The organism is Gallibacterium genomosp. 1, assembly GCF_000771875.1.
In the GTDB taxonomy this organism is placed as follows: domain Bacteria; phylum Pseudomonadota; class Gammaproteobacteria; order Enterobacterales; family Pasteurellaceae; genus Gallibacterium.
This window is the reverse complement of record NZ_JPXX01000011.1, coordinates 1-25,727: the sequence shown is the minus strand read 5'-3', so window position 1 is coordinate 25,727 and position 25,727 is coordinate 1. Positions and strand designations below refer to the sequence as shown.

The window sequence follows — 25,727 nt, the reverse complement described above, 5'->3', positions numbered from 1 at the left end:
CATAAAAATAAATCAAATATTACTCAAATAATTTTGATCTAACCCACACTTTTATCACAATGAGCTGTTATAATAATCGCACTATTTGAATTCAGAAATCACTCCTATTTAACTTTATAAGAGGGCTTAAAATGTCAGTAATTAAAATGACCGATCTCGATCTTGCAGGTAAACGTGTTCTTATCCGTGCGGATTTAAATGTTCCTGTTAAAGATGGCAAAATCACCTCTGATGCACGTATTAAAGCATCATTACCAACAATTAAATTAGCATTGGAACAAGGTGCGAAAGTAATGGTAACTTCTCACTTTGGTCGTCCTACCGAAGGTGAATACAATGCTGAATTTTCATTACAACCAGTTGTTGACTATTTGAACAATCTTTTAGATGTTCCTGTTCGTTTGGCAAAAGATTATCTTGATGGTGTTGAAGTTGCTCCAAATGAATTGGTTGTATTAGAAAATGTACGCTTCAACAAAGGTGAAAAGAAAGATGCTGACGATTTAGCACAAAAATATGCAGCACTCTGTGATGTATTTGTAATGGATGCTTTCGGCACCGCACATCGTGCACAGGCCTCTACTCACGGTGTTGCAAAATTCGCCCCTGTTGCTTGTGCCGGTCCGTTACTTTCCAATGAATTGGATGCTTTAGGTAAAGCTTTGAAAAATCCACAACGCCCAATGGTAGCAATTGTTGGTGGTTCTAAAGTTTCAACTAAATTAACTGTGTTAGATTCTCTTTCAAAAATCGCAGATCAGCTTGTTGTCGGTGGTGGTATTTCTAACACCTTTATCGCAGCACAAGGTAATAATGTCGGGTTATCACTTTACGAAAAAGATTTAATCCCTGAAGCACAACGCTTAATGGCAAGCTGCAATATCCCTGTTGCTACTGATGTTCGCGTTGGTAAAGAATTCTCTGAAACTGCAACTGCGACTGTAAAACCAGCAACAGAAGTACAAGATGATGAAGAAATTATGGATTTAGGTGATGAATCCGCACAACAACTTGCAGAAATCATTCGTAATGCAAAAACTATCCTTTGGAATGGTCCTGTAGGTGTATTTGAATTTCCTAACTTCCGTAAAGGAACTGAAATCGTAGCACGTGCTATTGCCGAAAGTGATGCCTTTTCCATTGCGGGTGGTGGTGATACTTTGGCAGCGATTGATATGTTCAATATTGCCGATCAAATCTCTTATATTTCCACTGGTGGTGGTGCTTTCCTTGAATTTGTTGAAGGTAAAGTATTACCGGCTGTAGAAATTCTTGAACAAAGAGCAAAAGGTTAATTATCGTTTTTTAGAAGGGGGGATATCCCCTTTCTTCTTCACTAAAAATAGGAAAATACTATGTCTAAAATTTTTGATTTCGTAAAACCTGGTGTATTAACTGGTGATGAAGTACAAAAAGTCTTTGCTTTCGCCAAAGAAAATAACTTTGCTATCCCAGCAGTAAACTGTGTTAACTCTGATTCTATAAACGCTGTATTAGAAACTGCTGCTCGTGTTAAAGCACCGGTAATTATTCAATTCTCCAACGGTGGTGCTTCATTCTATGCTGGTAAAGGTATCAAATTAGCTGAAGGACAACGTGCTGATGTGCTTGGTGCTATCGCCGGTGCAAAACACGTTCACGCATTAGCTGAACATTATGGTGTTCCTGTTATTCTACATACCGACCACGCAGCGAAAAAATTACTTCCGTGGATTGATGGATTGCTTGAAGCTGGTGAAAAACATTTTGCTGAAACAGGAAAACCTTTATTCTCTTCTCATATGTTAGACCTTTCAGAAGAACCATTAGAAGAAAATATCGAAATCTGCAAAAAATATCTTACCCGTATGGACAAAATCGGAATGACCCTTGAAATGGAACTTGGTATTACCGGTGGAGAAGAAGACGGTGTTGACAACTCTGATCGTGATCCTATGGATCTTTATTCTAAACCAGAAGAAATTGACCTGGTTTACACTGAATTATCAAAAATCAGCTCTCGTTTTACTATTGCAGCGGCATTCGGTAATGTACACGGTGTATATAAACCAGGTAATGTAAAATTAACTCCGGTCATCTTGAAAAAAGGTCAGGACTATATCAAAGCTAAACACGGTTTAAGCACAGATAAGCCAGTTTCTTATGTATTCCACGGTGGTTCAGGTTCAAGCCACGCTGAAATTCAAGAAGCAGTTTCTTACGGCGTAGTTAAAATGAATATCGACACAGATACTCAATGGGCAACTTGGCACGGTATTTTAGAATATTACAAGAAAAATGAAGCTTATTTACAAGGTCAATTAGGTAACCCTGAAGGTCCTGATGCACCGAACAAAAAATTCTATGATCCACGTGTTTGGTTACGTAAAGGCGAAGAGTCAATGTCAAAACGTTTAGAACAAGCATTTGATGACTTAAATTGCCGCGACGTACTATAAGTGTATAAGCTATAAAAATAATAACGTTATATATATTCCTCAACTTAAATTTTGCCCCTGATTTTCAGGGGCATTTTTTGTTATACATATGAATCACTCAAAAGCAACATTAAAGCGAATTACATTTACCTTTTTATTAATAGCATTTTTAACTGGTATTGGATCAGCATTTCAATTGCCAGTAATGAGCTTATTTTTAACAAAAGAGGTGCAAGTCTCCCCTTTTGCTGTAGGCTGTTTTTTTGCAGTAAATGCTTTTATCAGTATTATTCTTGGGCAAATTATTGGCTATTTTTCAGATCGCATAAAAGATAGGCGTTTGCTTATTTTTGGTTGCAGTTTAATGGCTACCGTCGGATATGTTATTTTTGCATTCAGTCGTAATTATTGGGTGTTGCTTACATTAGCAGTAACACTTTTTGGATTAGGTTCTGCCTCTAATCCACAAATTTTCGCCTTTGCCCGTGAATACGCCAACCGCAAACAACGACAAGCAATTATGTTTATGACAATAATGCGTGCACAAATTTCTCTCGCTTGGATTATCGGGCCTCCTCTCGCTTTTTGGCTAGCAATTAATACAGGTTTCACTTTTTTATTTTTAATTGGTGCCACAGTATTTTTATTAAGTGCTTGTTGTGGACGCTTTTTTCTGCCCAAAATTCGCCACAAAGAAAAAAATATTACTATGCCAACAAACATTGAAGCATCTCCAGAGAATCGAACCGATATCATTTACCTTTCTGCAGTGTTAGTTATTATTTTTAGCTGTAATAGTATGTATTTAATTAATATGCCACTTTACATTACCAATCAATTACACTTACCTGAAAATTTAGCAGGAATTTTAATGGGAACTGCTGCCGGGTTAGAAATTCCAATTATGTTGCTTGCAGGATGGATGAATAAATATATTGATAAAAAACATTTAATGATGATAGCTATTTTATGCGGTGTAATTTTTTATCCATCACTTTTAGTTGTCACTTCCGACCGGGGATTATTGTTATTACAATGCTTAAACGCCGGATTAATCGGCATTGTTGCTACAATAGGAATGGCATATTTTCAAGATTTAATGCCAACAAAACTCGGTACAGCAACAACATTATTTACTAACAGTGCTAAAAGTAGTTGGATTTTAGGTGGTCCATTGGCAGGTACTATTGGCGGATTTTATAGTTATTACGATACATTTTATGTCTGTTCAGGGTTCATTTTCATCGCTTTGTTCTGTTTATATAAAGTACGAAATGCTTAAAAAAAAGAGGTTGCTATTGCAACCTCATAATCCTTATTTATCCACAAATCGTTCTATTCTTGCCCCTAACGCTCTTAGTTTTTCTTCAATATGTTCATAACCGCGATCAATATGATAAATTCGATCAATAATGGTTTCGCCCTGTGCAATACAACCTGCAATCACTAAACTTGCCGATGCACGCAAATCTGTCGCCATTACTTCGGCACCAGATAAATGATCCACACCGTGACATATTACTGTATTCCCTTCTATTTCAGCTTTAGCTCCCATCCGAATCAACTCTGGAATATGCATAAAACGATTTTCAAAAATCGTTTCTGTAATAATCCCTGTTCCATTCGCCACCATATTTAGTAAGGTAAATTGAGCTTGCATATCAGTTGGGAATCCCGGATGTGGAGCTGTTCTAATATTGACTGCTTTAGGACGCTGCCCTAAGATATCCAACGTAATGCTGTTTTCCGTAACATCAACTTGAGCCCCAGCTTCACGTAATTTTTCAATGACTACTTCTAAAGTATCCGCTCTTGCTCCCAGACACTCAACTCGACCTCCAGATACTGCTGCTGCCACCAAAAATGTTCCGGTTTCAATACGATCAGGTATTACCGTATGTTCACCACCGGCAAGACGCTCTACTCCTTCAATAGTAATCATATCGGTACCAGCACCTTGAATATTAGCACCCATCTTATTCAAAAATTCAGCAGTATCGACAATTTCTGGTTCCCGAGCAGCATTTTCAATTACCGTTTTTCCTTTTGCTAAGACAGCTGCAGTCATAATCGAAATTGTTGCTCCGACACTGACTTTATCAATAACAATTCTCGCCCCTTGTAAACGAGAAGGAACAAACGATTTTACATAACCATCTTCAAGTAAAATTTTCGCACCCAATTTTTCTAATCCAGAAATATGGAGATCAACTGGTCTTGCTCCAATAGAACAACCACCCGGTAAAGACACTTGCCCCTGATTAAAACGTGCCGTTAATGGTGCTAATGCCCAAATAGATGCCCTCATCGTTTTAACAAGCTCATATGGAGCAACAAAATTGTCCACATTACTCGCATCAATACAAATAGTCTGCTCACCACACCAATCAGCTTTAATACCTAATTTACGCAAAATCTGTAAAGTAGTTTCTATATCACGTAGCCTTGGTACATTATGCAAAGTTATAGGTTCTTCCGCTAAAATAGAAGCAAATAAAATAGGTAATGCTGCATTTTTAGCACCCGAAATTTTCACCGAACCTTTCAGACAAGATCGCCCGTGTACACGAAACTTTTCCATAATAAATCCTATCTATAAATAAAAAATATAATCGATAATATGAGCTACAATTATATACATTTCTATCTATAATTGCTGAACCAGTGACTAATTAGTTTTCAAAAGATGCCAATACTTTTCGTAAATATCGATTGCATCTCCAACATCCTCCTGTAAAACACCTTTTTCTATCTGATCCTGAGGAGGAAATAGTGTTATATCATTAGCATCTACAGGATTCAATAATACTTTTACGCCCTCATTAGGCATAGAAAACCCCATTGTCTCAATAACCTCTTTAGCACTTTCTGGGCGTAACATAAAATCAATAAACTTATAGGCTGCCTCTTTATGTTCCGCATTTTTAGGAATAGCATAATTATCCATCCAAATAATGACGCCTTCTTGTGGATAAATAAATTGAATATCAGGATTTTCCTTATGTGCACGAAAAGCTGATCCATTCCAAATCATTCCCAATGAGACCTCTCCTTGTACATAAGGCACATCAGGAGAATCAGAATTAAACGATTGTACATTTGGCATTAATTTCTGCAACAAACGATAAGCTGATTCAATTTCTTTATTTTCCTTTGTATTTGGTGAAAATCCCTTCAATAACAAAGCAATATGAAAAACTTCTCTAGAATCTGCCGTTAATAAGATTTTCCCTTTGTATTTTGGATCCCATAAATCAGCCCAACTTGTAACTGATTTCGGATCAACCTCAGCACTATTTATGCCAATTCCCGTTAAGCCATAAACATAGGGTAATGAATATTGATTTTCCGGATCAAAATTTTTATTCAATAGGCTTGATGTTATTTGTGCAAAATTAACTAATTTTGACTTATCCAATTTTGCTAACATACCCTCTTTGGCCATTTTCCCAATGTAATAACTAGATGGAAAGATGAGATCATACCCTCCACCATTAGTTAATTTCATCTTCGAGTACATTTCTTCATTACTCTCAAAAGTCGAATAGACAACCTCAATACCTGTCTCTTTAGTAAACTCCTGTAATAGAGAATTAGGAATGTATTCTGTCCAGTTATAAATATAAAGCTTCTCTGCAAATATCGAAGAGCTAAAGAAAATAAGAAAGGAAATTAAGATTGTTTTCAATAACTTAGAAAAAGATAAAAATTTCAATTTTTAGGTTCTCCAAAGCCTGAGTGGTGTTATGGAATATGATTAAATAAATTTCAGAATTAATCAATGGAAACAATAAAACCAGATATAAAAAAACTGCATCTAAAAGATGCAGTTTTTTTTAATAAATCTAAACTGAATTATTCTGCCGCTACAGCCGCTTCTTCAGCAACTTGGCGATCTACTAACTCAATATACGCCATTGGCGCATTATCACCTGGGCGGAATCCACATTTTAAAATACGAGTGTAACCACCCGCACGTTGGGCAAAACGTGGACCTAATTCATTAAATAGTTTTGCAACAACTGCGTTGTCGCGAACACGAGCGAAAGCTAAACGGCGGTTTGCAACGCTGTCTACTTTAGCTAAAGTAATTAACGGCTCAACTACACGACGTAATTCTTTTGCTTTTGGCAATGTAGTCTTGATAATCTCATGACTAACCAAAGAACTTGCCATATTACGAAACATCGCTTGGCGATGACTGCTATTACGGTTTAGTTGACGACCACTCTTACGATGGCGCATGACCTTATCCTTCTCAGAAAAATCTTTAACCTATGACCAAACTAGTCTTCAGCAATACTTGCTGGTGGCCAATTCTCAAGGCGCATACCTAGTGATAGTCCACGTGAAGCTAATACATCCTTAATTTCAGTAAGAGATTTCTTACCAAGATTAGGAGTTTTAAGTAACTCAACTTCTGTACGTTGAACTAAATCACCGATATAGTGAATTGTTTCTGCTTTCAAACAGTTAGCAGAACGAACTGTCAACTCTAAGTCATCTACTGGACGAAGTAGAATCGGATCAAATTCCGGTTTTTCTTCTTTGACTTCTGGTTGACGAACATCACGCAAATCAACGAATGCATCAAGCTGTTCTGCTAAAATAGTTGCTGCACGACGAATCGCCTCTTCTGGATCTAATGTTCCATTAGTTTCCATCTCAATAACTAACTTATCTAAGTCAGTACGCTGTTCAACACGTGCTGCTTCAACATTATAAGCAATACGATCAACAGGACTATAGCATGCATCTACCAACAAACGACCAATAGGACGTTCTTCATCATGTGAGCGCGAAGACGCAGGAACGTATCCTCTGCCACGCTGCACACGAATGCGCATATTAATAGAGGCATTTTCATCTGTCAAATGACAAATGATATGATCTGGATTAACGATTTCAACATCACCATCATGAGTGATATCTGCGGCAACAACAGGGCCAATTCCAGATTTTGACAGTGTCAGAAATACGTCATCTTTATTCTGCACTTTAACCGCTAGACCTTTTAAGTTTAAAAGAACTTCAAGAATATCTTCTTGAACCCCTTCTTTACTACTGTATTCATGCAATACACCGTCAATCTCTACTTCAGTCACTGCACAACCTGGCATAGATGACAAAAGAATGCGACGTAAAGCATTACCTAATGTGTGGCCAAAGCCTCGTTCTAACGGCTCCAAGGTCACTTTAGCGTGAGTAGGGCTAATTTGCTCAATATCAACTAAGTGTGGCTTTAAAAATTCTGTAACAGAACCCTGCATTTTATCCTCTCTTTGCTGTTAAGCTCTATTATTTAGAATAAAGCTCAACGATCAGATGTTCGTTAATGTCTGCTGATAAATCAGAACGTTCCGGAATACGTTTGAAAACACCTTCCATTTTAGCAGCATCGACTTCTAACCAAGTTGGTTTTTCTTTTTGTTCTGCTAATTCTAATGACGCTTTAATACGTGCTTGCTTTTTAGATTTTTCACGTACTGCAATAATATCATCAACAGAAACCTGGAAAGAAGGAATATTTACTACACGTCCATTAACAATAATAGCCTTATGGCTAACTAATTGACGAGCTTCTGCACGTGTTGCTGCAAATCCCATACGATACACAACATTATCTAAACGTCCTTCTAATAACACTAATAAGTTTTCCCCAGTGTTACCTTTCAAACGGTTAGCTTCTTTGTAATAGTTACGGAACTGACGTTCTAAAATTCCGTACATACGACGAACTTTTTGTTTCTCACGTAATTGACTACCATAGTCAGATAAACGTGGCTTACGTGCACCGTGTTGACCTGGTGCAGTATCAATCTTACATTTAGACTCAATCGCACGAACACCAGACTTCAAAAATAAGTCTGTGCCCTCACGACGGCTTAGTTTGAGCTTAGGCCCCAAATATCTTGCCATTTTCTTTCTCCAACTATCCTAATACGTCTTATACACGACGTTTTTTCGGTGGACGACAACCGTTATGAGGAATCGGAGTCACATCAGTAATATTAGTGATGCGAAATCCTGCAGCATTTAATGCGCGGATTGTTGACTCACGACCAGGACCAGGTCCCTTTACCATAACTTCCAAGTTCTTTAAGCCGAATTCTTTAACCATTTCGGCACAACGTTCTGCAGCAACCTGTGCCGCAAACGGAGTAGATTTACGAGAACCTCGGAAACCTGATCCACCTGCAGTAGCCCAAGCTAGGGCGTTTCCTTGGCGATCAGTGATTGTAACAATAGTATTGTTGAAAGAAGCATGAATATGAGCCACGCCATCTACAACTTGTTTTTTTACACGCTTACGCGCACGAACTGGTGTTTTAGCCATTATCATTTACCCCGATTATTTCTTGATCGGTTTGCGTGGTCCCTTACGGGTACGCGCGTTAGTTTTAGTACGTTGACCACGTACCGGTAAGCTACGACGATGACGTAAACCACGGTAACATCCTAAGTCTAAAAGACGTTTGATGTTTAGTGTTACCTCACGGCGTAAATCACCTTCAACAGTAAATTTACCAACTTCGTCACGCAGTTTATCAATCTGCTCTTCAGACAATTCGCTGATCTTAACGCTTCCTGCAATACCCACTGCATCACAAATATGTTGAGCACGGGTTTTACCGATACCATAGATTGCTGTTAAAGCAATTACAGCGTGCTTATGATCAGGAATGTTAATGCCTGCAATACGGGCCACTATGCACTCCTATTATTTAACTAATCTGGTATGTTGATCTGAAAAGCCCGTTTCAGGATACTCAAACAACATACCAATACACTATACAAAAGAGTTGAGCAGTATACCCACTCAACCGATTCTTTTCAAGAAAAATATATCAAATTAACCTTGACGTTGTTTATGTTTAGGATCGCTGCAAAGCACACGAACTACGCCTTCACGTTTAACAATCTTACAGTTACGACATAATTTCTTTACGGACGCACGAACTTTCATTGCTTATCCTTTTTCTAAATTAAAGACAATTTTATTGTCTTGACCCTTTAAGGTTTGCTTTTTTCAACACCGATTCATATTGACTTGACATCAAATGACTTTGAACCTGAGCGATGAAATCCATAATTACTACTACAACAATCAATAGGGATGTTCCACCGAAGTAAAACTGAACATTCCAAGCTGATGTCATAATATACGGAACTAAACACACAAAAGTAACATAAAGACCGCCGATCAAAGCTAAACGAGTCATTATCTTATCAATATAACGTGATGTTTGTTCCCCCGGTCTAATCCCTGGCAAAAATGCACCAGATTTTTTCAAATTATCTGCTGTATCTCTTGGATTATATTGCATTGCAGAATAGAAGAAGCTAAAAAATATGATCGCAACTGCATATAAAATCAAATATAAAGGCTGTCCAGGATGTAATAACATTGATAAGTCATTTAACCAGTCCAACCCTTGTCCTTGACCAAACCATTGTGTAATTGTAGCTGGGAATAAAATAATACTCGAAGCAAAGATAGCTGGGATAACACCTGCCATATTCACTTTAAGTGGCAAATGAGAACTTTGTGCTGCTAACATATGGCGCCCTTGTTGCCGCTTAGCATAATTAACAACTAGTCTTCTTTGCCCACGTTCTACAAATACAACAAAATAAGTTACTGCAAATACAACAACAGCAATCAATAAGAGAACCAACAGATGCATCTGACCTTGACGCGCTTGTTCAATTGTATGCGCAATTGCTGATGGTAATCCCGCAACAATCCCAGCAAAGATAATTAAAGAAATACCGTTTCCGACCCCTCTTTCTGTAATTTGTTCACCTAACCACATTAAGAACATTGTTCCAGTTACTAAACTAATTACAGCAGTAAAATAAAACCCAAATCCTAAATTAGGTACTAATCCAGGGAGCATATTAGGTAATCCTGTTGAAATACCTATTGCCTGAATTGTTGCTAACGCTAATGTAGAATAACGAGTATATTTACTGATTTTCCGGCGACCAGCTTCACCTTCTTTCTTCAATTCTGCTAATGCAGGATAAACAGACGTCAATAGCTGAATAATGATCGATGCCGAAATATAAGGCATGATCCCTAAAGCAAATACTGATGCACGGCTTAAGGCACCACCGGAGAACATATTAAACATATCTACGATTGTGCCTTTTTGTTGTTCAATAACTTGTGCCAATACAGCAGAGTCAATGCCAGGAACCGGGATGAAAGAACCAATACGGAAAACAATTAACGCTCCCAAAACAAATAGTAAGCGCCGCTTTAATTCACTCGTACCGCTCTGAGTACTTCTATTTTGATACCCCGGTTGTTTAGCCATCTGTTAATTATTCCTCGATTGAACCACCAGCAGCTTCAATTGCTGCTTTAGCACCTTTAGTTACGCGTAATCCACGAATAACTACGCCAGACTTGACTTCACCTGAAAGAATGATTTTTACAAATTGAATATCTGATGAAATAACTTTTGCATCTTTGAGAGTTTCTAAAGTAATTTCATTTCCAGAAACTTTTGCTAAATCACTTAAACGAACTTCAGCAGTAACTGCTGCTTTCACTGAAGTGAAACCAAATTTAGGTAGACGACGGTATAAAGGCATTTGACCACCTTCAAATCCACGTCTTACACTACCGCCAGTGCGTGATTTTTGACCTTTATGTCCACGACCACCAGTTTTACCTAAACCAGAACCAATACCACGCCCAAGACGTTTAGCACTGTGTTTAGCACCTTCAGCCGGAGATAGAGTATTTAAACGCATTTATTACTCCTCCACTTTAACCATGTATGATACTTGATTGATCATACCTCGTACTGCTGCAGTATCAACTAATTCAACAGTGTGGTTAAGATGACGAAGACCTAAACCACGTAAAGTAGCTTTATGTTTTGGTAAACGACCAATTGAACTACGAGTTTGTGTTACTTTAATAGTTTTTGTCATGATCAATTACCCCAAGATTTCATCAACGGTTTTACCACGTTTAGCCGCAACCATTTCTGGTGATTTCATATTAGCTAATGCATCAATCGTAGCACGAACCACATTGATTGGGTTTGTCGAACCGTATGCTTTTGACAATACGTTACGAATACCTGCAACTTCCAATACTGCACGCATTGCACCACCTGCGATGATACCTGTACCTTCGCTTGCTGGTTGCATAAATACGCGAGAACCAGTATGAGCCCCTTTGATAGGGTGTTGTAGTGTACCTTCATTCAAAGCCACATTAATCATATTGCGACGTGCTTTTTCCATCGCTTTTTGGATTGCTGCCGGAACTTCACGAGCTTTACCGTAACCAAAACCAACGCGACCGTTTCCATCACCTACTACTGTTAAAGCAGTAAAGCTCATAATACGACCACCTTTTACTGTTTTAGATACACGGTTTACCGCGATTAGCTTCTCTTGCAGTTCACCAGCTTGTTTTTCGATGTTTGCCATCTCAAATTACCTCTATTAGAACTGTAGACCAGCTTCACGAGCAGCGTCTGCCAACGACTGCACACGGCCATGATATTTAAAACCAGAACGGTCAAAAGCAACTTCTTTAATACCTTTTTCCAAAGCACGTTCAGCAACTAATTTACCAACTACAGCTGCCGCTTCTTTATTTCCGGTATATTTAACTTGCTCACGAATCGCCTTCTCAAGAGTAGAAGCTGTAGCAAGCACTTCTGAACCGTTAGGTGCAATTACTTGAGCATAAATATGACGTGGAGTACGATGTACTACCAAACGTGTTGCACCTTGCTCTTTAATCATACGACGCGCACGGGTTGCACGACGAATACGAGCCAATTTTTTATCCATAGTGTTACCCTACTTATTTCTTCTTAGCCTCTTTAGTACGTACCACTTCATCAGCGTAACGTACCCCTTTACCTTTATAAGGTTCAGGACGGCGGTAAGCACGAATATCTGCAGCAACCTGCCCGATTAATTGCTTATCTGCGCCTTTTAAAACAATTTCTGTTTGAGAAGGACATTCTGCTAAAATACCTGCCGGTAATGTGTGTTCAATTGGATGAGAATAACCCAAGTTCAACGCTAATACATTACCTTTAAGTTGTGCTCTATAACCAACACCAACTAATTGTAATTTCTTAGTAAATCCTTCTGTAACACCAATAACCATTGCATTTACTAATGCTCTGGCTGTACCAGATTGTGCATTAGATCCATCAATTTCTACACGTGGAGAAAAATGTAATGCGTTATTTTCAATAGTTACTTCAACTGCTTTGTTAATTTCGCGAGTTAACTCGCCATTCTTACCTTTAACTGTTAATAGCTGTCCGTCGAGTTTTATCTCTACGCCGGCAGGAATATTAACAGGTGTTTTTGCGACACGAGACATCTTCCTACCTCTCTATTAAGCTACGTAACAAATAATTTCACCGCCCAAGCCTGCTTGACGCGCAGCTCGATCGGTCATTACACCTTTAGATGTAGAAACAACAGCAATACCTAAACCACCAAGAACCTTTGGTAATTCATCTTTACGTTTATAAATACGTAAACCTGGACGGCTTACACGCTGAATACTTTCTACAACTGGTGTTCCTTGGAAATATTTTAAAGTAATTTCCAATTCAGGTTTAACACCTTCAACAACTTTGAAGCTCTCAATATAACCTTCTTTAGCTAGAACGTCGGCAATTGCCACTTTTAGCTTGGATGAAGGCATGTTGATCGCTACCTTATTTGCAGCTTGACCGTTACGAATACGGGTCAACATATCTGCGATTGGATCTTGCATGCTCATGTGTATTTACTCCCATGATTCCAAAATAAAGTGGTATATTACCAACTCGCTTTTCTAAGGCCTGGAATTTCACCGCGCATTGCAGCTTCACGAACCTTAATACGGCTTAAACCAAACTTACGTAACACACCGTGTGGACGACCTGTCTGACGGCAACGGTTACGTTGACGAATTGGGCTTGAATCGCGTGGTAAAGTTTGTAACTTTAACACTGCATTCCAACGCTCTTCATCAGAAGAATTAGCATCAGAGATGATTTTCTTTAATTCTTGACGTTTAGCGTAGTATTTTTCAGCTAATTCAACACGTTTTGCATCACGTGCTTTCATTGATTGTTTTGCCATTGTAACCTGCCTTATTTACGGAATGGGAAGTCAAAGGCAGCAAGTAGTGCTTGACCTTCTTCATCTGTTTTCGCTGTAGTGGTGATAGTAATATCTAAACCACGTACACGATCCACTTTATCATAATCGATTTCAGGGAAGATGATTTGTTCACGCACACCCATGCTGTAATTACCACGACCATCGAAAGACTTCGCATTTAAACCGCGGAAGTCACGGATACGTGGAACAGCAATAGAAATTAATCGTTCAAAGAATTCCCACATACGCTCACCGCGTAGGGTTACTTTACAACCGATCGGATATCCCTGACGAATCTTAAAGCCAGCAACAGATTTGCGAGCTTTAGTGATTAAAGGTTTTTGACCGCTAATTGCCGTTAGATCTGCTACTGCGTTATCTAACAATTTTTTGTCGGTCAATGCTTCACCCACACCCATATTTAGGGTTATCTTCTCGATTCGTGGGACTTGCATGACAGATTTGTAGCCGAATTTTGCTTTTAATTCGTTTACTACTTGATCTCTGTAGTAATCATGCAGTTTCGCCATCGCATTACTCCAGTTTATTTAATTGTTTCACCAGTAGATTTGAAGAAACGAACCTTTTTGCCATCTTCAAATCTGAAACCTACTCGGTCAGCCTTATTTGTAGAAGGATTGAAAATTGCTACGTTAGAAACATCAATTGGTGCTTCTTTACGCACGATACCACCTTGTTTTCCTAATGCAGGAACTGGTTTTTCGTGTTTAGCAATCATATTTAAACCTTCAACGATAACTTTACCGTTAGGTAATACCTTTGTTACTTTACCGCGTTTGCCTTTACCTTTGGCAACGCTACCAGTGATCATAATCACTTCATCATTTTGACGGATTTTTGCAGCCATTTCTCACTTCTCCTTACAGTACTTCTGGAGCTAAAGAGATAATCTTCATAAACTTCTCAGAGCGAAGTTCACGAGTTACCGGTCCGAAAATACGTGTACCGATTGGTTGCTCACTATTATTGTTTAAAATAACGCAAGCATTACCATCGAAGCGAATAACTGACCCGTCTGGGCGACGAACACCCTTCTTGGTGCGCACAACAACTGCTTTAAGCACATCACCTTTTTTCACCTTACCGCGTGGAATTGCTTCTTTCACAGTAACTTTGATGATATCACCAACAGCAGCATAACGACGGTGTGAGCCACCTAGAACCTTGATACACATTACGCTACGAGCGCCTGAATTATCAGCAACGTCTAGCATAGTCTGTTCTTGGATCATGTTAGTACTCCGCTAAAATTAAAAAAACCCTTTCGGGACGAATTTACCTCTATCTCACCCATAGGGCGGATAGGTTGCGGATTCTAGCACAACGGACAGACAAAAAGCAACCTAAATCACACTATTTAATAACAAAAAATACTTTGTAAAATAACTCAACCAATTTATTTTGCTTATGTTAACTTAAACAACTTTTACATCAAAAAATAAAAAAGCCCTTAAGATACTAAGGGCTTAAATCATTTTATTTTTTAATTTAACAGCAATAAATTAGCTTACTGCTTTTTCAACAACACGAACTAAAGTCCAAGATTTTGTTTTAGAGATTGGACGACATTCACGAATCTCTACAATATCACCAACTTTTGCTTCGTTGTTTTCATCGTGTACGTGGAGTTTAGTAGTGCGACGGATAAACTTACCATAAATTGGATGTTTAACCATACGCTCAATAGCGATAGTAAAAGATTTTTCCATCTTATCACTAATTACTTTACCTTGTACTGTACGAATTTTATCAGTCATTACTCACCCGCCTTCTCAGTTAGAATAGTCTTAACAACTGCAATTTGACGACGCACTTGTTTTAACTGATGAGTTTGTTGAAGCTGACCGGTGGCTGCTTGCATACGCAACTTGAATTGCTCACCTAACAAGTTAACCAATTCAGCATTCAGCTCTTCAACACTTTTTGTACGTAGTTCTTGAGCTTTCATTACATCACCGTCTTAGTTACGAAAGTGGTCTTAATAGGCAATTTAGCCGCCGCTAATGCAAAAGCTTCTCTTGCGATCTCTTCAGACACACCATCCATTTCATATAGAACTTTACCCGGTTGGATTAAGGCTACCCAGTACTCAACGTTACCTTTACCTTTACCCATACGGACTTCTAATGGTTTTTCAGTAATTGGTTTATCTGGGAAAACACGAATCCAGATTTTACCTTGACGTTTAACCGCACGAGTCATCGCACGACGAGCTGCCTCGATTTGGCGAGCAGTTAAACGACCACGTCCAATTGCTTTCAAACCAAAGGTACCGAAACTTACATCAGTACCTGCCGCAATACCACGGTTACGACCTTTGTGGATTTTACGGAATTTAGTACGTTTTGGTTGCAACATTTAGCGAATCTCCTTACTTACGACCTTTACGCGGAGCTTTTTTAGGCTTATCCGCAGGTTGTTGTTGTTCTGATTGCATAACTGCAGCCATTCCACCAAGAATCTCACCTTTGAAGATCCATACTTTGACGCCGATAACGCCATAAGTAGTATTAGCTTCAGCAGTATTGTAATCGATATCCGCACGCAAAGTATGCAATGGTACACGACCTTCACGATACCATTCAGAACGAGCGATTTCCGCACCGCCTAAACGACCACTAACTTCAACTTTGATACCTTTTGCTCCTAAACGCATTGCATTTTGTACAGCGCGTTTCATTGCACGGCGGAACATTACACGGCGTTCTAATTGAGAGGCAATGCTCTCCGCAACTAATTTTGCATCTAATTCAGGTTTTTTAACTTCCGCAATATTGATTTGCGCTGGAACACCTGCAATAGCTGCAACTGCATTGCGTAATTTTTCAACATCCTCACCTTTCTTACCGATAACGATACCTGGGCGAGCAGTATGAATAGTTACACGAATACTTTTTGCTGGACGTTCAATAGTGATACGTGAAACAGATGCATTCGCTAACTCTTTAGTTAAAAATTTACGTACTTTAAAGTCGCCGTCTAAATTATCGGCGAAATCTTGTGTATTCGCATACCAAGTAGATGACCAAGGTTTTACAATACCTAGGCGAATACCATGTGGATGAACTTTTTGACCCATTGCTATTCTCCTACTGATTAACGATCTGACACTACCACAGTAATGTGGCTAGTACGTTTTAAAATACGATCTGCGCGACCTTTAGCACGTGGCATTACGCGTTTCATGCTAGGACCTTCATCAACGAAGATTTTCGCGACTTTAAGATCATCGATATCTGCACCGTCATTGTGCTCTGCATTTGCGATAGCTGACTCAAGCACTTTCTTCACTAAAGCTGCTGCTTTCTTATTAGTGTATGTAAGAATTTCTAATGCTTGTGCTACTTTTTTACCGCGAATTAAATCAGCAACTAAGCGAGCTTTTTGTGCTGAGGTGCGAGCGAAACGATGTTTTGCAATAGTTTCCATCCTTTACCCCTTACTTCTTAGCTTTCTTATCTGCGGCATGACCGCGGTAAGTACGAGTCGGTGCAAATTCACCTAATTTATGACCGATCATTTCATCAGTAACATAAACAGGAACGTGCTGACGACCATTATGGACTGCGATGGTCAAACCAATCATACTTGGGATGATCATTGAACGACGGGACCAAGTTTTAATTGGTTTTTTATCCCCGCTTTCCACCGCTTTCTCTACCTTCTTCAACAAGTGTAGGTCAAGGAAAGGACCCTTCTTGAGAGAACGTGGCATGGCTTATCCTCTTTACTTAATTAATATTATTTACCACGACGACGTACGATATATTTATCAGTACGTTTGTTATGGCGAGTCTTCTTACCTTTAGTTTGGACGCCCCAAGGAGTTACTGGGTGTTTACCAAAGTTACGACCCTCACCACCACCGTGTGGGTGATCTACTGGGTTCATTGCAGTACCACGAACAGTTGGACGAATACCTCTCCAACGGTTAGCACCTGCTTTACCTAATACGCGTAACATATGTTCAGAGTTGCCTACTTCACCAATGGTTGCGTGACACTCAGCTAATACTTTACGCATTTCACCAGAACGAAGACGAAGTGTTACATAATTGCCTTCGCGAGCAATGATTTGTACATATGCTCCTGCAGAACGGGCAATTTGACCGCCTTTACCTGGTTTTAATTCCACGTTGTGTACAGTTGTACCAACCGGAATACTACGCATTGGTAATGAATTACCAACTTTGATTGCTGCTGTTGCACCTGCTTGGATTTGATCTCCAACAGACAATCCTTTAGGCGCTAAAATATAACGACGTTCACCGTCTTTATATAATACTAATGCAATATTAGCAGAACGATTTGGATCATATTCTAAACGCTCTACCACCGCTGGGATATCTAACTTGTTACGTTTGAAATCAATTAAACGGTAATGTTGTTTATGACCACCACCGATATGGCGAGTAGTAATACGACCTAAATTGTTACGACCACCAGTTTTAGCATTTTTTTCTAAAAGTGGTGCATAAGGTTTACCCTTATATAATTCAGGATTGACAACTTTTACAACGTGACGACGACCAGCGGAGGTCGGCTTACATTTAACGATAGCCATTGATTATCTCCTCTGATTACTCTGCACTTTCTACAAGGTCTAAGCTTTGACCTTCAGCAAGTGTTACATAAGCTTTTTTCCAGTCACTGCGACGTCCGATTCTTGCACCGTGGCGTTTAGTTTTACCTTTTACTACCACTGTACGTACAGAATCCACTTTCACTTCAAATAATTCTGCTACTGCTTGAGCAATCTCTGCTTTATTTGCATCTAATGCAACTTTGAAAACGATAGTGTTTGACTTCTCAGTATTATTTGTTGCTTTCTCAGAGATATGTGGTGCTTTAAGCACTTTTAGCAAACGCTCTTGACTCATGCTAACATCTCCTCAATTTGCTTAACTGCATCTACAGTCATAACTACTTTTTCAAAAGCAATTAGGCTGACTGGATCGATACCTTGAACATCACGTACATCTACTTTATATAAATTACGTGCAGCTAAATATAGATTTTCATCTACATTTGCTGTGATGATTAATACATCATCAAGTGCCATTTGTTTTAATTTTTGAACTAAAACTTTAGTTTTTGGTGCTTCAACTTCGAATTTTTCGACAACAACTAAACGATCTTGACGAACTAATTCAGAAAGAATGCTCTTGATTGCACCGCGATACATTTTTTTGTTCACTTTTTGGCTGTGATCTTGTGGTTTAGCTGCGAAAGTTACACCACCAGAACGCCAAATTGGGCTTTTAATGTCACCGGAACGGGCACGACCTGTTCCTTTTTGACGCCATGGTTTTTTACCTGAACCAGACACTTCAGCACGAGATTTTTGTGCACGAGAACCTTGGCGAGCACCTGCTGCATAAGCAACAACAACTTGGTGAACCAACGCTTCGTTAAACTCACGTCCGAAGGTAGTTTCAGAAACAGTTAATGCACTTTGTGCATCTTTAGTTACTAATTCCATTCCTATCTCCTAGACTTATGCTTTCACTGCTGGTTTAACGATTAAATCACCACCAGTTGCACCAGGAACAGCGCCTTTAACTAATAGTAATTTACGTTCAGCATCAACACGAACCACTTCTAAAGATTGAACGGTTACTCGTTCATTCCCTAAGTGACCAGACATTTTTTTACCTTTGAATACGCGACCCGGAGTTTGGTTTTGACCAATTGATCCTGGAACACGGTGAGACAAAGAGTTACCGTGTGTAGCATCTTGAGTACGGAAGTTCCAACGTTTTACTGTACCGGCATAACCTTTACCTTTTGAAGTACCAGTAACGTCAACTTTCTTCACGTCTGCGAAGATATCAACATTAATTTCTTGACCTAAAGTGAATTCTTCACCTTCAGCCACACGGAATTCCCATAAACCGCGACCTGCCTCAACACCTGCTTTAACAAAATGACCTGCTTCAGGTTTAGTTACGTGACTTGCTTTTTTTGAGCCAGTTGTAACTTGAACTGCACAGTAGCCATCTGTTTCAAGGGTTTTCACTTGAGTAACGCGGTTGGCTTCGATTTCGATAACAGTAACTGGGATAGACACGCCGTCTTCATTGAAGATACGAGTCATACCAACTTTACGACCGATTAAACCAATCATTGTAATAACCTCTTAAATTAACCTAGGCTGATCTGCACATCAACACCGGCAGCCAGATCCAAACGCATTAAAGCGTCAACAGTTTTTTCAGTAGGCTCAACGATATCAACCAAACGTTTATGAGTACGGATTTCATATTGATCACGCGCATCTTTATTTACGTGTGGAGAAATCAATACTGTGAAACGTTCTTTACGGGTTGGTAGTGGAATTGGACCACGAACTTGAGCACCTGTACGTTTTGCCGTTTCTACGATTTCCGCTGTAGATTGATCAATTAAACGATGATCAAATGCTTTTAAGCGGATACGGATTCTTTGGTTCTGCATGAGACCAGAGCTCCATTTTCAAAAAATAATTAATAAAAAATTCACACCTCAAGTTCCAACTGCATAATGGAAAGAAGTGCGACTAACCTATTTTAGTTTCCCAATCGGAAACATTTTGTTATGACAAAAATTATTGCCATCATTTGATAAATGATTACATCAAATGGCTTAAAAAAGCCTGTGTATTTTATACGACATTAATAAAATAGCAAGGATTTTTTGTGTTATTTTTCTGCACCAATCTGAGTAATCGTCCATTTGTATAGATTACTGATAGAAAAAATTAAAAAGGAAGTTTGCCTATAAAAAATAAAGCCAGTTTTCTTTACCGGCTTTATATATCTCTTATCTGTATCGCAATGTTTATGTGTACTAAATCACCAGCCTGCCGGCAATAGTGACAACTTAGCTAGCACTGCATACACTGCACTGGCGCTATACATAATGAAAATAGTGATATAGATAACAGGCGAAGTGAGTACTTTCGGGCATTGCCATTCTGGTTCTTTATTACCAGATTTTCTTGCGCCTTTAACAATAAGATAAGGCACAATACTCAATACCACTCCACTGAATACGCCAGCAAAATAGAGCGCATCCACAAAACCAACCATTCCACTATAAGCCAACCACAGCGGTGGTACTGCAACCAACGCAACTACACCGGTACGAACCAAGCGATTACTATCCACAGGAAGATCAAAACGATCCGCAATATTAGTTAAGAAGCTACCGCCAATTCCCCAATAAGAGGTTAACATCGCAAATAAAGCAAAGCCGTTCGCCATAAAAAATGCCCAACTTCCCAATGCTTCTCCCCAGCTAATTGTCGCAACCTGGCTAATATTTTCTAATCCATTAAGAGAAATGACAGATAACGGTACCAAAGCAATTAAAACGAAAGTAATAAACATCCCAGTAATAATTGCTCGAGGAAGCAACTGTGGTTTGTGCGCTAAACCTCGCGCCATTTCTGGAACAATATATTGTGCACAATAAATAAACACAACTAAATTAAATACCGGAATCATATAATGCCAGCTGCCGTCAAAAATTCGACTAAAATCAGTAGTTGGGAATGCGAATGTTGCACCAATAAGCACAACCAACATTAATACCATTAATGAAGTAATAACTTTTTCACTTCGCCCCAAAGCTTTTAAGCCAAGATATAAAATTAAGGTCGCCGGTATAAAGAAAATAATACTACCTAATTTTTTATTAATGCCGAATAATGAGTGCAATAAATCGCCGCTACCATTCATGTAAGCAATTAACGCACCAAGCGCATTAATCATTACTGAGGCAAACATTAAACACGCTCCCATTTTACCAATATAACGGTGTGCTAATCCGGTTAACTGCTCGTGCTGTTGGGTTCGTAATGTTGCTTCGGCTACATACAACATTGTGATAGTAGTAATGATGCCAACGACAATCAACCAAAAGAGTAATGGCATATAACCTGCTTTACGTGCAGCATATGAAACCGATAAAATGCCGGCACCGATGTTGGTACCTACAATCATAGCTATCCCTTCGGCAAAGGTAATTTTTGCCGTTTTTAAGCCATTAGACATAGCTTGCCTCCTGTATATAAAGATAAATTAAAGGCGTGTTTTAATAAAAATGTTGTGTTTGCATAAAATAATAGTAAGAAAAACACGCCTCAATTTTTATGATTATTCACTTAAATCAACGCATAGATATTTCAACTCAAGATACTCGTCTGCTCCGTATTTACTACCTTCGCGCCCAATACCGCTCGCTTTTACGCCACCAAATGGCGCAACTTCATTACTGATTAAGCCAGTATTAATACCAACCATACCGTATTCCAATGCTTCGGATACTCGCCATTGTCTTGTAGTATCTTGTGTATACAAGTAACTAGCCAAACCAAATTCGGTATCATTAGCATAAGAAATCACTTCTTTTTCATCAGTAAATTTAAAAACAGGGCAAAGCGGACCAAAAGTTTCTTCCTTGGCAACAACCATCTGCTGAGTCACATTTGACAACACTGTCGGCTCAAAAAAACTAAAACCTAATTCACTACGCTTACCTCCAATAAGGCAAACTGCACCTTTTGATACAGCATCAGCAATATGTTCTTCTACTTTTCTTACAGCTTTAGCGTCAATGAGAGGACCTTGATTAACACCCTCTTCCAAACCGTTACCTAATTTAAGTTCAGCTACTTTAGCCACTAAACGATGACAAAATTCATCGTAAACACCAGCTTGAACATAAGTACGGTTAGTACATACACAGGTTTGCCCACTATTTCTAAATTTACTTGCAATTAAACCATCAACGGCTTTATCCAAATTAGCATCATCAAACACGATAAATGGTGCATTTCCACCAAGTTCAAGGCTTAATTTCTTAATATCTTTCGCACTGCTACTAAAGATTTTTGATCCCACTTCAGTTGAACCGGTAAAACTGATTTTTCTCACGATCGAATTATTAGCAAATGCATTGCTAATATCACTGGCATTACCATTTACAATTACAAATAGATCTTCCGGCACACCCGCCTGATAAGCCAATAAAGCCTGAGCATAAGCACTTAATGGTGTTTGGCTAGCCGGTTTAACCAACATCGCACAGCCTACTGCTAATGCTGGTGCCGCTTTACGAGTAATCATCGCAGCCGGAAAATTCCAAGGCGTAATCGCCGCAGTCACTCCGATAGGTTGTTTAATCACCAATAATTTTTGTGATACTTTCGTACTTGTTAAAATATCACCATCAATACGGCGTGCTTCTTCTGCAAACCAACGAATAAAGGAAGCAGCATAATCAATTTCCCCGCGCGATTCAGTTAAACTCTTACCTTGTTCCATTGTCATAATTTGTGCCAAATCTTCTTTGTTTTGTTTTACTAAGTAATACCATTGCCAAAGAATATCAGCTCGTTCCAATGCTGTTTTTGCGGCCCATTTTTTCTGGGCAATAGAAGCTTTCTCAATCAGCTCATTAACCTGATCAACTGAAGTTTTCTTCACATATGCTAATACATCACCATTTGCAGGATTAGTAACTTCAATCCAATCTGGCTGCTGAGTAAAACTCACATCCTTATGTTGTAACAATGCTTGAAGTGATTTCATCTTTTTCTCCTTTATAGACAGTGATTAAGCAAGTTCTTTTCTAGCTTGTTCAATCGCATTTTTGAGAATTAATAATGCTCGATCAAATAATTCATCTTCAATAGTAATTGGGTAAAGGAACCGAATCACATTACCATGAACACCACAAGTAAGAAGTACCAAGTTATTTTCCATTGCAATTTTTTGTACTTTGCTTGCAAATGCACTATTTGGATTTTCATCATCACCAAATTCAACCGCAATCATTGAACCAAGACCGCGAATATCAGTAACTTCAGGGGCATTAAGATCAGCAAGGAACTTACGAAGGCGATCACCTAATAATTGAGAGCGTTCTAAAATTTTTTCTTCTTTAATAACATCTAATACAGCTAAAGCCGCAGTAACACCTAAAGGGTTACCTGCATAAGTACCGCCTAAACCACCTCGACGAGCCGCATCAAGAATTTCAGCTTTACCTGCAATGCCACTAAGCACAAAACCACCGGCTAAACTTTTCGCCATAGTTATTACATCCGGTTTTACATCAAAATGTTCCATTGCAAAGAGTTTACCGCTTCTTGCAAATCCTGATTGAACTTCATCTGCAATCATAACAATGCCGTGTTCATCACAGATTTCACGAACTTTACGCATAAATTCCGGAGGACATACATTGAAACCACCTTCGCCTTGAACTGGTTCAAGAATAATTGCAGCTACATCTGTCGGTGCAATATCACTTTTAAAAATACGTTTAATACTTTTAATCGCATCATCAACACTAATATTTTGTGTTTTTGATGGATAAAGTGCGTGATAAATACCGGCAGGCATAGCACCAAAATCTGCTTGATATGGATTAACTTTACCGGTTAAAGCCAATGTTAATAAAGTACGACCGTGGAATGCGCCACCAAAAGCAATAACACCATTACGTTTTGTGTAGGCTCTTGCTACTTTCACTGCATTTTCAACGGCTTCCGCACCAGTAGAGAAGAACTGGCTTTTCACTTTTCCATCAATGGGAACTAACGCATTAATGCGTTCTGCAAGTTCAATATAGCTAGTATAAGGAACGATTTGGAATGAAGTGTGTGAAAAATGATCTAATTGTGCACGTACTGCCGCCATAACTTTTGGATGACAGTGACCAATATTTAATACACCTATACCACCATAAAAATCTATCATTTCTCTTCCATCTGTTGTTTTGATAATTGCATTGGATGCAGAATCTACAAACCAATCGCACATTACGCTGGCACCATTTGGAATTGCATCTCTCATTCGAGTAATTAAGTCGTTCATTTCAACACTCCTGTCTGTCTATTAGAATAAATTTGCTTTTTTTGCCCTTTTATATGATAATTATTCAGAATACTGAATAATAATTTCATATTATGAATATGATAATAACGACAACTCGTAAAAAAAGTCAACAATTTGTTAATAAAATGGAAAAAGAAAATAAAAACAGCCTTGTTCCGGCACTACAAAAAGCAATTCAAATTTTAAATTTTTTAAGTGAACAAACACAACCGATCTCCGCTGCGGAAGTGAGTAAATTATTAAATTTGCCAAGAAGTTCTGTACATAATCTTCTCCATACAATGTTAGATAATGGCGTTGTACAAAAAAATGAAAATCAGCAATTTATGTTGGGGACGAAAATTCTTCAATGGGCAAACGCCCTTGTTGCAGAACAGAATATGATCAATAAATTTTATCAAGCCATTAAACAATTTCCTGAATTAGAACCCTATACATTAACGCTCTCCACACTTAATCAAGATCAAGTTATCTATCTTGCTTGTAAAAATAGTTCTTTACCTTTGGGGATTACTTTCAAAATAGGAATGCATTTCCCAGCAATATTTACAGCGACCGGAAAAGCAATTTTAAGTACATTTACTGATGCACAATTAGCACCATTATTAGAAAATTTACCCGCACCTTTTACTGATACAGGTGTAACCAGTATTGAACAAATTCAACAAGAAATGAGCCAAATAAGAAAACAAGGATATGCCATAGATAATGGGCAATTAAGAAAAGGGATGTATTGCTATGGTATTGCTTTACCTAATAAATTTGGAACAGCAAAATTTGGACTGGCAGCAAGTTTATTGGAGTATGAAGCACAAGACCAAGCTGTAGTAGATCAATTATTAACTGCATTAAAACAATTAGCTGAAGAATTAAGACCTACTATTTTTATTCAATCTAATTAATTCTCTTTATATAAAAATAAATAGTATGCTAATTACAATGAATAAGCATATTGGTTTTCTCCACTCTTCTTACTTAAAAAATATAAACATAATTTTACGAGGAGTTTGCAAGCAATTATGCACGGTAAGTTTCTCCCTCAAAAATGTTTTATGCATTATTGAACAAAATTTTATCACTTAGAATACATCTATACCAATCCTATTTATGAAGAAACTTTCTATGAAATCCAAAATAAAACAAGATAAAAGAACTTTCCGTAAATTCATTCTTTCACCTCTCTCAAAGCAAGCACTTTAATGTAAAACAACATAAAAAAAAAACGCTAACCTCTCGGTTAGCGTTCCTTCCTTTAATTT

At 38.4% G+C, this 25,727-nt stretch carries 37 protein-coding genes; 4 read left to right on the top strand and 33 right to left on the bottom strand.

The window, feature by feature from the left end:
• Window positions 1-131: 131 nt before the first annotated feature.
• The 3 genes from pgk to JP36_RS04310 all read left to right on the top strand — a co-directional run bounded on the left by pgk (window position 132) and on the right by JP36_RS04310 (window position 3,699).
• A complete protein-coding gene (gene pgk / locus JP36_RS04320; RefSeq protein WP_039172289.1) occupies window positions 132-1,295 on the top strand; it encodes a phosphoglycerate kinase in 1,164 nt (387 codons plus the stop codon).
• 60 nt (window positions 1,296-1,355) lie between these two features.
• Window positions 1,356-2,438, top strand: coding sequence for a class II fructose-bisphosphate aldolase (gene fbaA, locus JP36_RS04315; protein WP_039172287.1), 1,083 nt, complete (start codon window positions 1,356-1,358; stop codon window positions 2,436-2,438).
• A gap of 88 nt (window positions 2,439-2,526) precedes the next feature.
• A complete protein-coding gene (locus tag JP36_RS04310) occupies window positions 2,527-3,699 on the top strand; it encodes a sugar efflux transporter (RefSeq protein ID WP_039172285.1) in 1,173 nt (390 codons plus the stop codon).
• Window positions 3,700-3,732: 33 nt separating this feature from the next.
• Here JP36_RS04310 and murA read toward each other — a convergent pair whose 3' ends face one another.
• From murA to gabT, 33 genes are all read right to left on the bottom strand, one after another.
• Complete coding sequence (gene murA / locus JP36_RS04305; RefSeq protein WP_039172283.1) at window positions 3,733-4,998, bottom strand: UDP-N-acetylglucosamine 1-carboxyvinyltransferase; 1,266 nt, start codon at window positions 4,996-4,998, stop codon at window positions 3,733-3,735.
• 87 nt (window positions 4,999-5,085) lie between these two features.
• Complete coding sequence (locus tag JP36_RS04300) at window positions 5,086-6,132, bottom strand: extracellular solute-binding protein (protein WP_039172281.1); 1,047 nt, start codon at window positions 6,130-6,132, stop codon at window positions 5,086-5,088.
• 140 nt (window positions 6,133-6,272) lie between these two features.
• The gene (gene rplQ / locus JP36_RS04295) at window positions 6,273-6,662 is read right to left on the bottom strand and encodes a 50S ribosomal protein L17 (protein WP_013745939.1); all 390 of its coding nucleotides are present in this window, start codon (window positions 6,660-6,662) and stop codon (window positions 6,273-6,275) included.
• A gap of 41 nt (window positions 6,663-6,703) precedes the next feature.
• Entirely contained in the window at window positions 6,704-7,687 is a 984-nt protein-coding gene (locus JP36_RS04290; protein WP_039137100.1) for a DNA-directed RNA polymerase subunit alpha, read from the bottom strand.
• Window positions 7,688-7,715: 28 nt separating this feature from the next.
• Window positions 7,716-8,336, bottom strand: coding sequence for a 30S ribosomal protein S4 (rpsD, locus tag JP36_RS04285; protein WP_039137102.1), 621 nt, complete (start codon window positions 8,334-8,336; stop codon window positions 7,716-7,718).
• 28 nt (window positions 8,337-8,364) lie between these two features.
• Window positions 8,365-8,754, bottom strand: a complete 390-nt coding sequence (gene rpsK, locus JP36_RS04280; protein ID WP_012072238.1) for a 30S ribosomal protein S11 — start codon at window positions 8,752-8,754, stop codon at window positions 8,365-8,367.
• 15 nt (window positions 8,755-8,769) lie between these two features.
• On the bottom strand, window positions 8,770-9,126 hold the full coding sequence (rpsM, locus tag JP36_RS04275) for a 30S ribosomal protein S13 (RefSeq protein ID WP_013745942.1): 357 nt from the start codon (window positions 9,124-9,126) through the stop codon (window positions 8,770-8,772).
• A gap of 144 nt (window positions 9,127-9,270) precedes the next feature.
• On the bottom strand, window positions 9,271-9,384 hold the full coding sequence (gene rpmJ / locus JP36_RS04270) for a 50S ribosomal protein L36 (RefSeq protein WP_005548767.1): 114 nt from the start codon (window positions 9,382-9,384) through the stop codon (window positions 9,271-9,273).
• A gap of 31 nt (window positions 9,385-9,415) precedes the next feature.
• Entirely contained in the window at window positions 9,416-10,741 is a 1,326-nt protein-coding gene (gene secY, locus JP36_RS04265; RefSeq protein ID WP_013745943.1) for a preprotein translocase subunit SecY, read from the bottom strand.
• A 7-nt stretch (window positions 10,742-10,748) separates the two neighbouring features.
• Window positions 10,749-11,183: a 50S ribosomal protein L15 gene (rplO, locus tag JP36_RS04260; protein WP_039172279.1), complete on the bottom strand. Its 435-nt coding sequence runs from the start codon at window positions 11,181-11,183 to the stop codon at window positions 10,749-10,751.
• Between the two features lie 3 nt (window positions 11,184-11,186).
• Window positions 11,187-11,366: a 50S ribosomal protein L30 gene (rpmD, locus tag JP36_RS04255; protein WP_039172277.1), complete on the bottom strand. Its 180-nt coding sequence runs from the start codon at window positions 11,364-11,366 to the stop codon at window positions 11,187-11,189.
• Window positions 11,367-11,372: 6 nt separating this feature from the next.
• Complete coding sequence (gene rpsE, locus JP36_RS04250; protein WP_013745946.1) at window positions 11,373-11,873, bottom strand: 30S ribosomal protein S5; 501 nt, start codon at window positions 11,871-11,873, stop codon at window positions 11,373-11,375.
• A gap of 15 nt (window positions 11,874-11,888) precedes the next feature.
• Window positions 11,889-12,242, bottom strand: a complete 354-nt coding sequence (rplR, locus tag JP36_RS04245; protein ID WP_013745947.1) for a 50S ribosomal protein L18 — start codon at window positions 12,240-12,242, stop codon at window positions 11,889-11,891.
• A gap of 13 nt (window positions 12,243-12,255) precedes the next feature.
• Window positions 12,256-12,789 (bottom strand): 50S ribosomal protein L6, encoded by a 534-nt coding sequence (rplF, locus tag JP36_RS04240; protein WP_039172275.1) that lies wholly within the window; start codon window positions 12,787-12,789, stop codon window positions 12,256-12,258.
• 15 nt (window positions 12,790-12,804) lie between these two features.
• Window positions 12,805-13,197 carry a 30S ribosomal protein S8 gene (gene rpsH / locus JP36_RS04235; RefSeq protein WP_039172273.1) on the bottom strand — a complete coding sequence of 131 codons (393 nt, stop codon included), beginning with the start codon at window positions 13,195-13,197 and terminating at the stop codon, window positions 12,805-12,807.
• Window positions 13,198-13,235: 38 nt separating this feature from the next.
• On the bottom strand, window positions 13,236-13,541 hold the full coding sequence (gene rpsN, locus JP36_RS04230; RefSeq protein ID WP_039137113.1) for a 30S ribosomal protein S14: 306 nt from the start codon (window positions 13,539-13,541) through the stop codon (window positions 13,236-13,238).
• Between the two features lie 11 nt (window positions 13,542-13,552).
• Entirely contained in the window at window positions 13,553-14,092 is a 540-nt protein-coding gene (gene rplE / locus JP36_RS04225; RefSeq protein WP_013745951.1) for a 50S ribosomal protein L5, read from the bottom strand.
• Window positions 14,093-14,106: 14 nt separating this feature from the next.
• The gene (gene rplX, locus JP36_RS04220) at window positions 14,107-14,430 is read right to left on the bottom strand and encodes a 50S ribosomal protein L24 (protein WP_013745952.1); all 324 of its coding nucleotides are present in this window, start codon (window positions 14,428-14,430) and stop codon (window positions 14,107-14,109) included.
• Between the two features lie 13 nt (window positions 14,431-14,443).
• Window positions 14,444-14,815 (bottom strand): 50S ribosomal protein L14, encoded by a 372-nt coding sequence (gene rplN, locus JP36_RS04215; RefSeq protein WP_013745953.1) that lies wholly within the window; start codon window positions 14,813-14,815, stop codon window positions 14,444-14,446.
• A gap of 270 nt (window positions 14,816-15,085) precedes the next feature.
• The gene (gene rpsQ, locus JP36_RS04210) at window positions 15,086-15,340 is read right to left on the bottom strand and encodes a 30S ribosomal protein S17 (protein WP_039137116.1); all 255 of its coding nucleotides are present in this window, start codon (window positions 15,338-15,340) and stop codon (window positions 15,086-15,088) included.
• Window positions 15,340-15,531: a 50S ribosomal protein L29 gene (gene rpmC / locus JP36_RS04205; RefSeq protein WP_013745955.1), complete on the bottom strand. Its 192-nt coding sequence runs from the start codon at window positions 15,529-15,531 to the stop codon at window positions 15,340-15,342. Before rpmC ends, rpsQ begins: the two co-directional genes overlap by 1 nt.
• Window positions 15,531-15,941 carry a 50S ribosomal protein L16 gene (rplP, locus tag JP36_RS04200; protein ID WP_013745956.1) on the bottom strand — a complete coding sequence of 137 codons (411 nt, stop codon included), beginning with the start codon at window positions 15,939-15,941 and terminating at the stop codon, window positions 15,531-15,533. The genes rpmC and rplP overlap by 1 nt, the downstream gene beginning before the upstream one ends.
• Before the next feature lie 13 nt (window positions 15,942-15,954).
• Window positions 15,955-16,662 (bottom strand): 30S ribosomal protein S3, encoded by a 708-nt coding sequence (gene rpsC, locus JP36_RS04195; RefSeq protein WP_013745957.1) that lies wholly within the window; start codon window positions 16,660-16,662, stop codon window positions 15,955-15,957.
• A gap of 17 nt (window positions 16,663-16,679) precedes the next feature.
• A complete protein-coding gene (rplV, locus tag JP36_RS04190) occupies window positions 16,680-17,012 on the bottom strand; it encodes a 50S ribosomal protein L22 (RefSeq protein WP_013745958.1) in 333 nt (110 codons plus the stop codon).
• Between the two features lie 10 nt (window positions 17,013-17,022).
• On the bottom strand, window positions 17,023-17,298 hold the full coding sequence (gene rpsS / locus JP36_RS04185) for a 30S ribosomal protein S19 (RefSeq protein WP_013745959.1): 276 nt from the start codon (window positions 17,296-17,298) through the stop codon (window positions 17,023-17,025).
• A 26-nt stretch (window positions 17,299-17,324) separates the two neighbouring features.
• A complete protein-coding gene (gene rplB, locus JP36_RS04180) occupies window positions 17,325-18,146 on the bottom strand; it encodes a 50S ribosomal protein L2 (protein WP_018346240.1) in 822 nt (273 codons plus the stop codon).
• Window positions 18,147-18,162: 16 nt separating this feature from the next.
• Window positions 18,163-18,462, bottom strand: a complete 300-nt coding sequence (gene rplW, locus JP36_RS04175; RefSeq protein WP_013745961.1) for a 50S ribosomal protein L23 — start codon at window positions 18,460-18,462, stop codon at window positions 18,163-18,165.
• Window positions 18,459-19,064 (bottom strand): 50S ribosomal protein L4, encoded by a 606-nt coding sequence (rplD, locus tag JP36_RS04170; RefSeq protein ID WP_039154509.1) that lies wholly within the window; start codon window positions 19,062-19,064, stop codon window positions 18,459-18,461. The genes rplW and rplD overlap by 4 nt, the downstream gene beginning before the upstream one ends.
• A 15-nt stretch (window positions 19,065-19,079) precedes the next feature.
• Window positions 19,080-19,709, bottom strand: a complete 630-nt coding sequence (gene rplC, locus JP36_RS04165; RefSeq protein WP_013745963.1) for a 50S ribosomal protein L3 — start codon at window positions 19,707-19,709, stop codon at window positions 19,080-19,082.
• Between the two features lie 17 nt (window positions 19,710-19,726).
• Complete coding sequence (gene rpsJ / locus JP36_RS04160) at window positions 19,727-20,038, bottom strand: 30S ribosomal protein S10 (RefSeq protein ID WP_001181005.1); 312 nt, start codon at window positions 20,036-20,038, stop codon at window positions 19,727-19,729.
• Between the two features lie 377 nt (window positions 20,039-20,415).
• Complete coding sequence (locus tag JP36_RS04155; RefSeq protein WP_039172272.1) at window positions 20,416-21,618, bottom strand: aromatic amino acid transport family protein; 1,203 nt, start codon at window positions 21,616-21,618, stop codon at window positions 20,416-20,418.
• A 102-nt stretch (window positions 21,619-21,720) separates the two neighbouring features.
• Window positions 21,721-23,157 carry an NAD-dependent succinate-semialdehyde dehydrogenase gene (locus JP36_RS04150; protein ID WP_039172270.1) on the bottom strand — a complete coding sequence of 479 codons (1,437 nt, stop codon included), beginning with the start codon at window positions 23,155-23,157 and terminating at the stop codon, window positions 21,721-21,723.
• 24 nt (window positions 23,158-23,181) lie between these two features.
• Window positions 23,182-24,447: a 4-aminobutyrate--2-oxoglutarate transaminase gene (gabT, locus tag JP36_RS04145; protein WP_039172266.1), complete on the bottom strand. Its 1,266-nt coding sequence runs from the start codon at window positions 24,445-24,447 to the stop codon at window positions 23,182-23,184.
• Between the two features lie 92 nt (window positions 24,448-24,539).
• On the opposite strand from gabT, the gene JP36_RS04140 reads away from it, so the two are divergent.
• Window positions 24,540-25,370 carry an IclR family transcriptional regulator gene (locus JP36_RS04140; protein WP_234702145.1) on the top strand — a complete coding sequence of 277 codons (831 nt, stop codon included), beginning with the start codon at window positions 24,540-24,542 and terminating at the stop codon, window positions 25,368-25,370.
• Window positions 25,371-25,727: the final 357 nt, after the last annotated feature.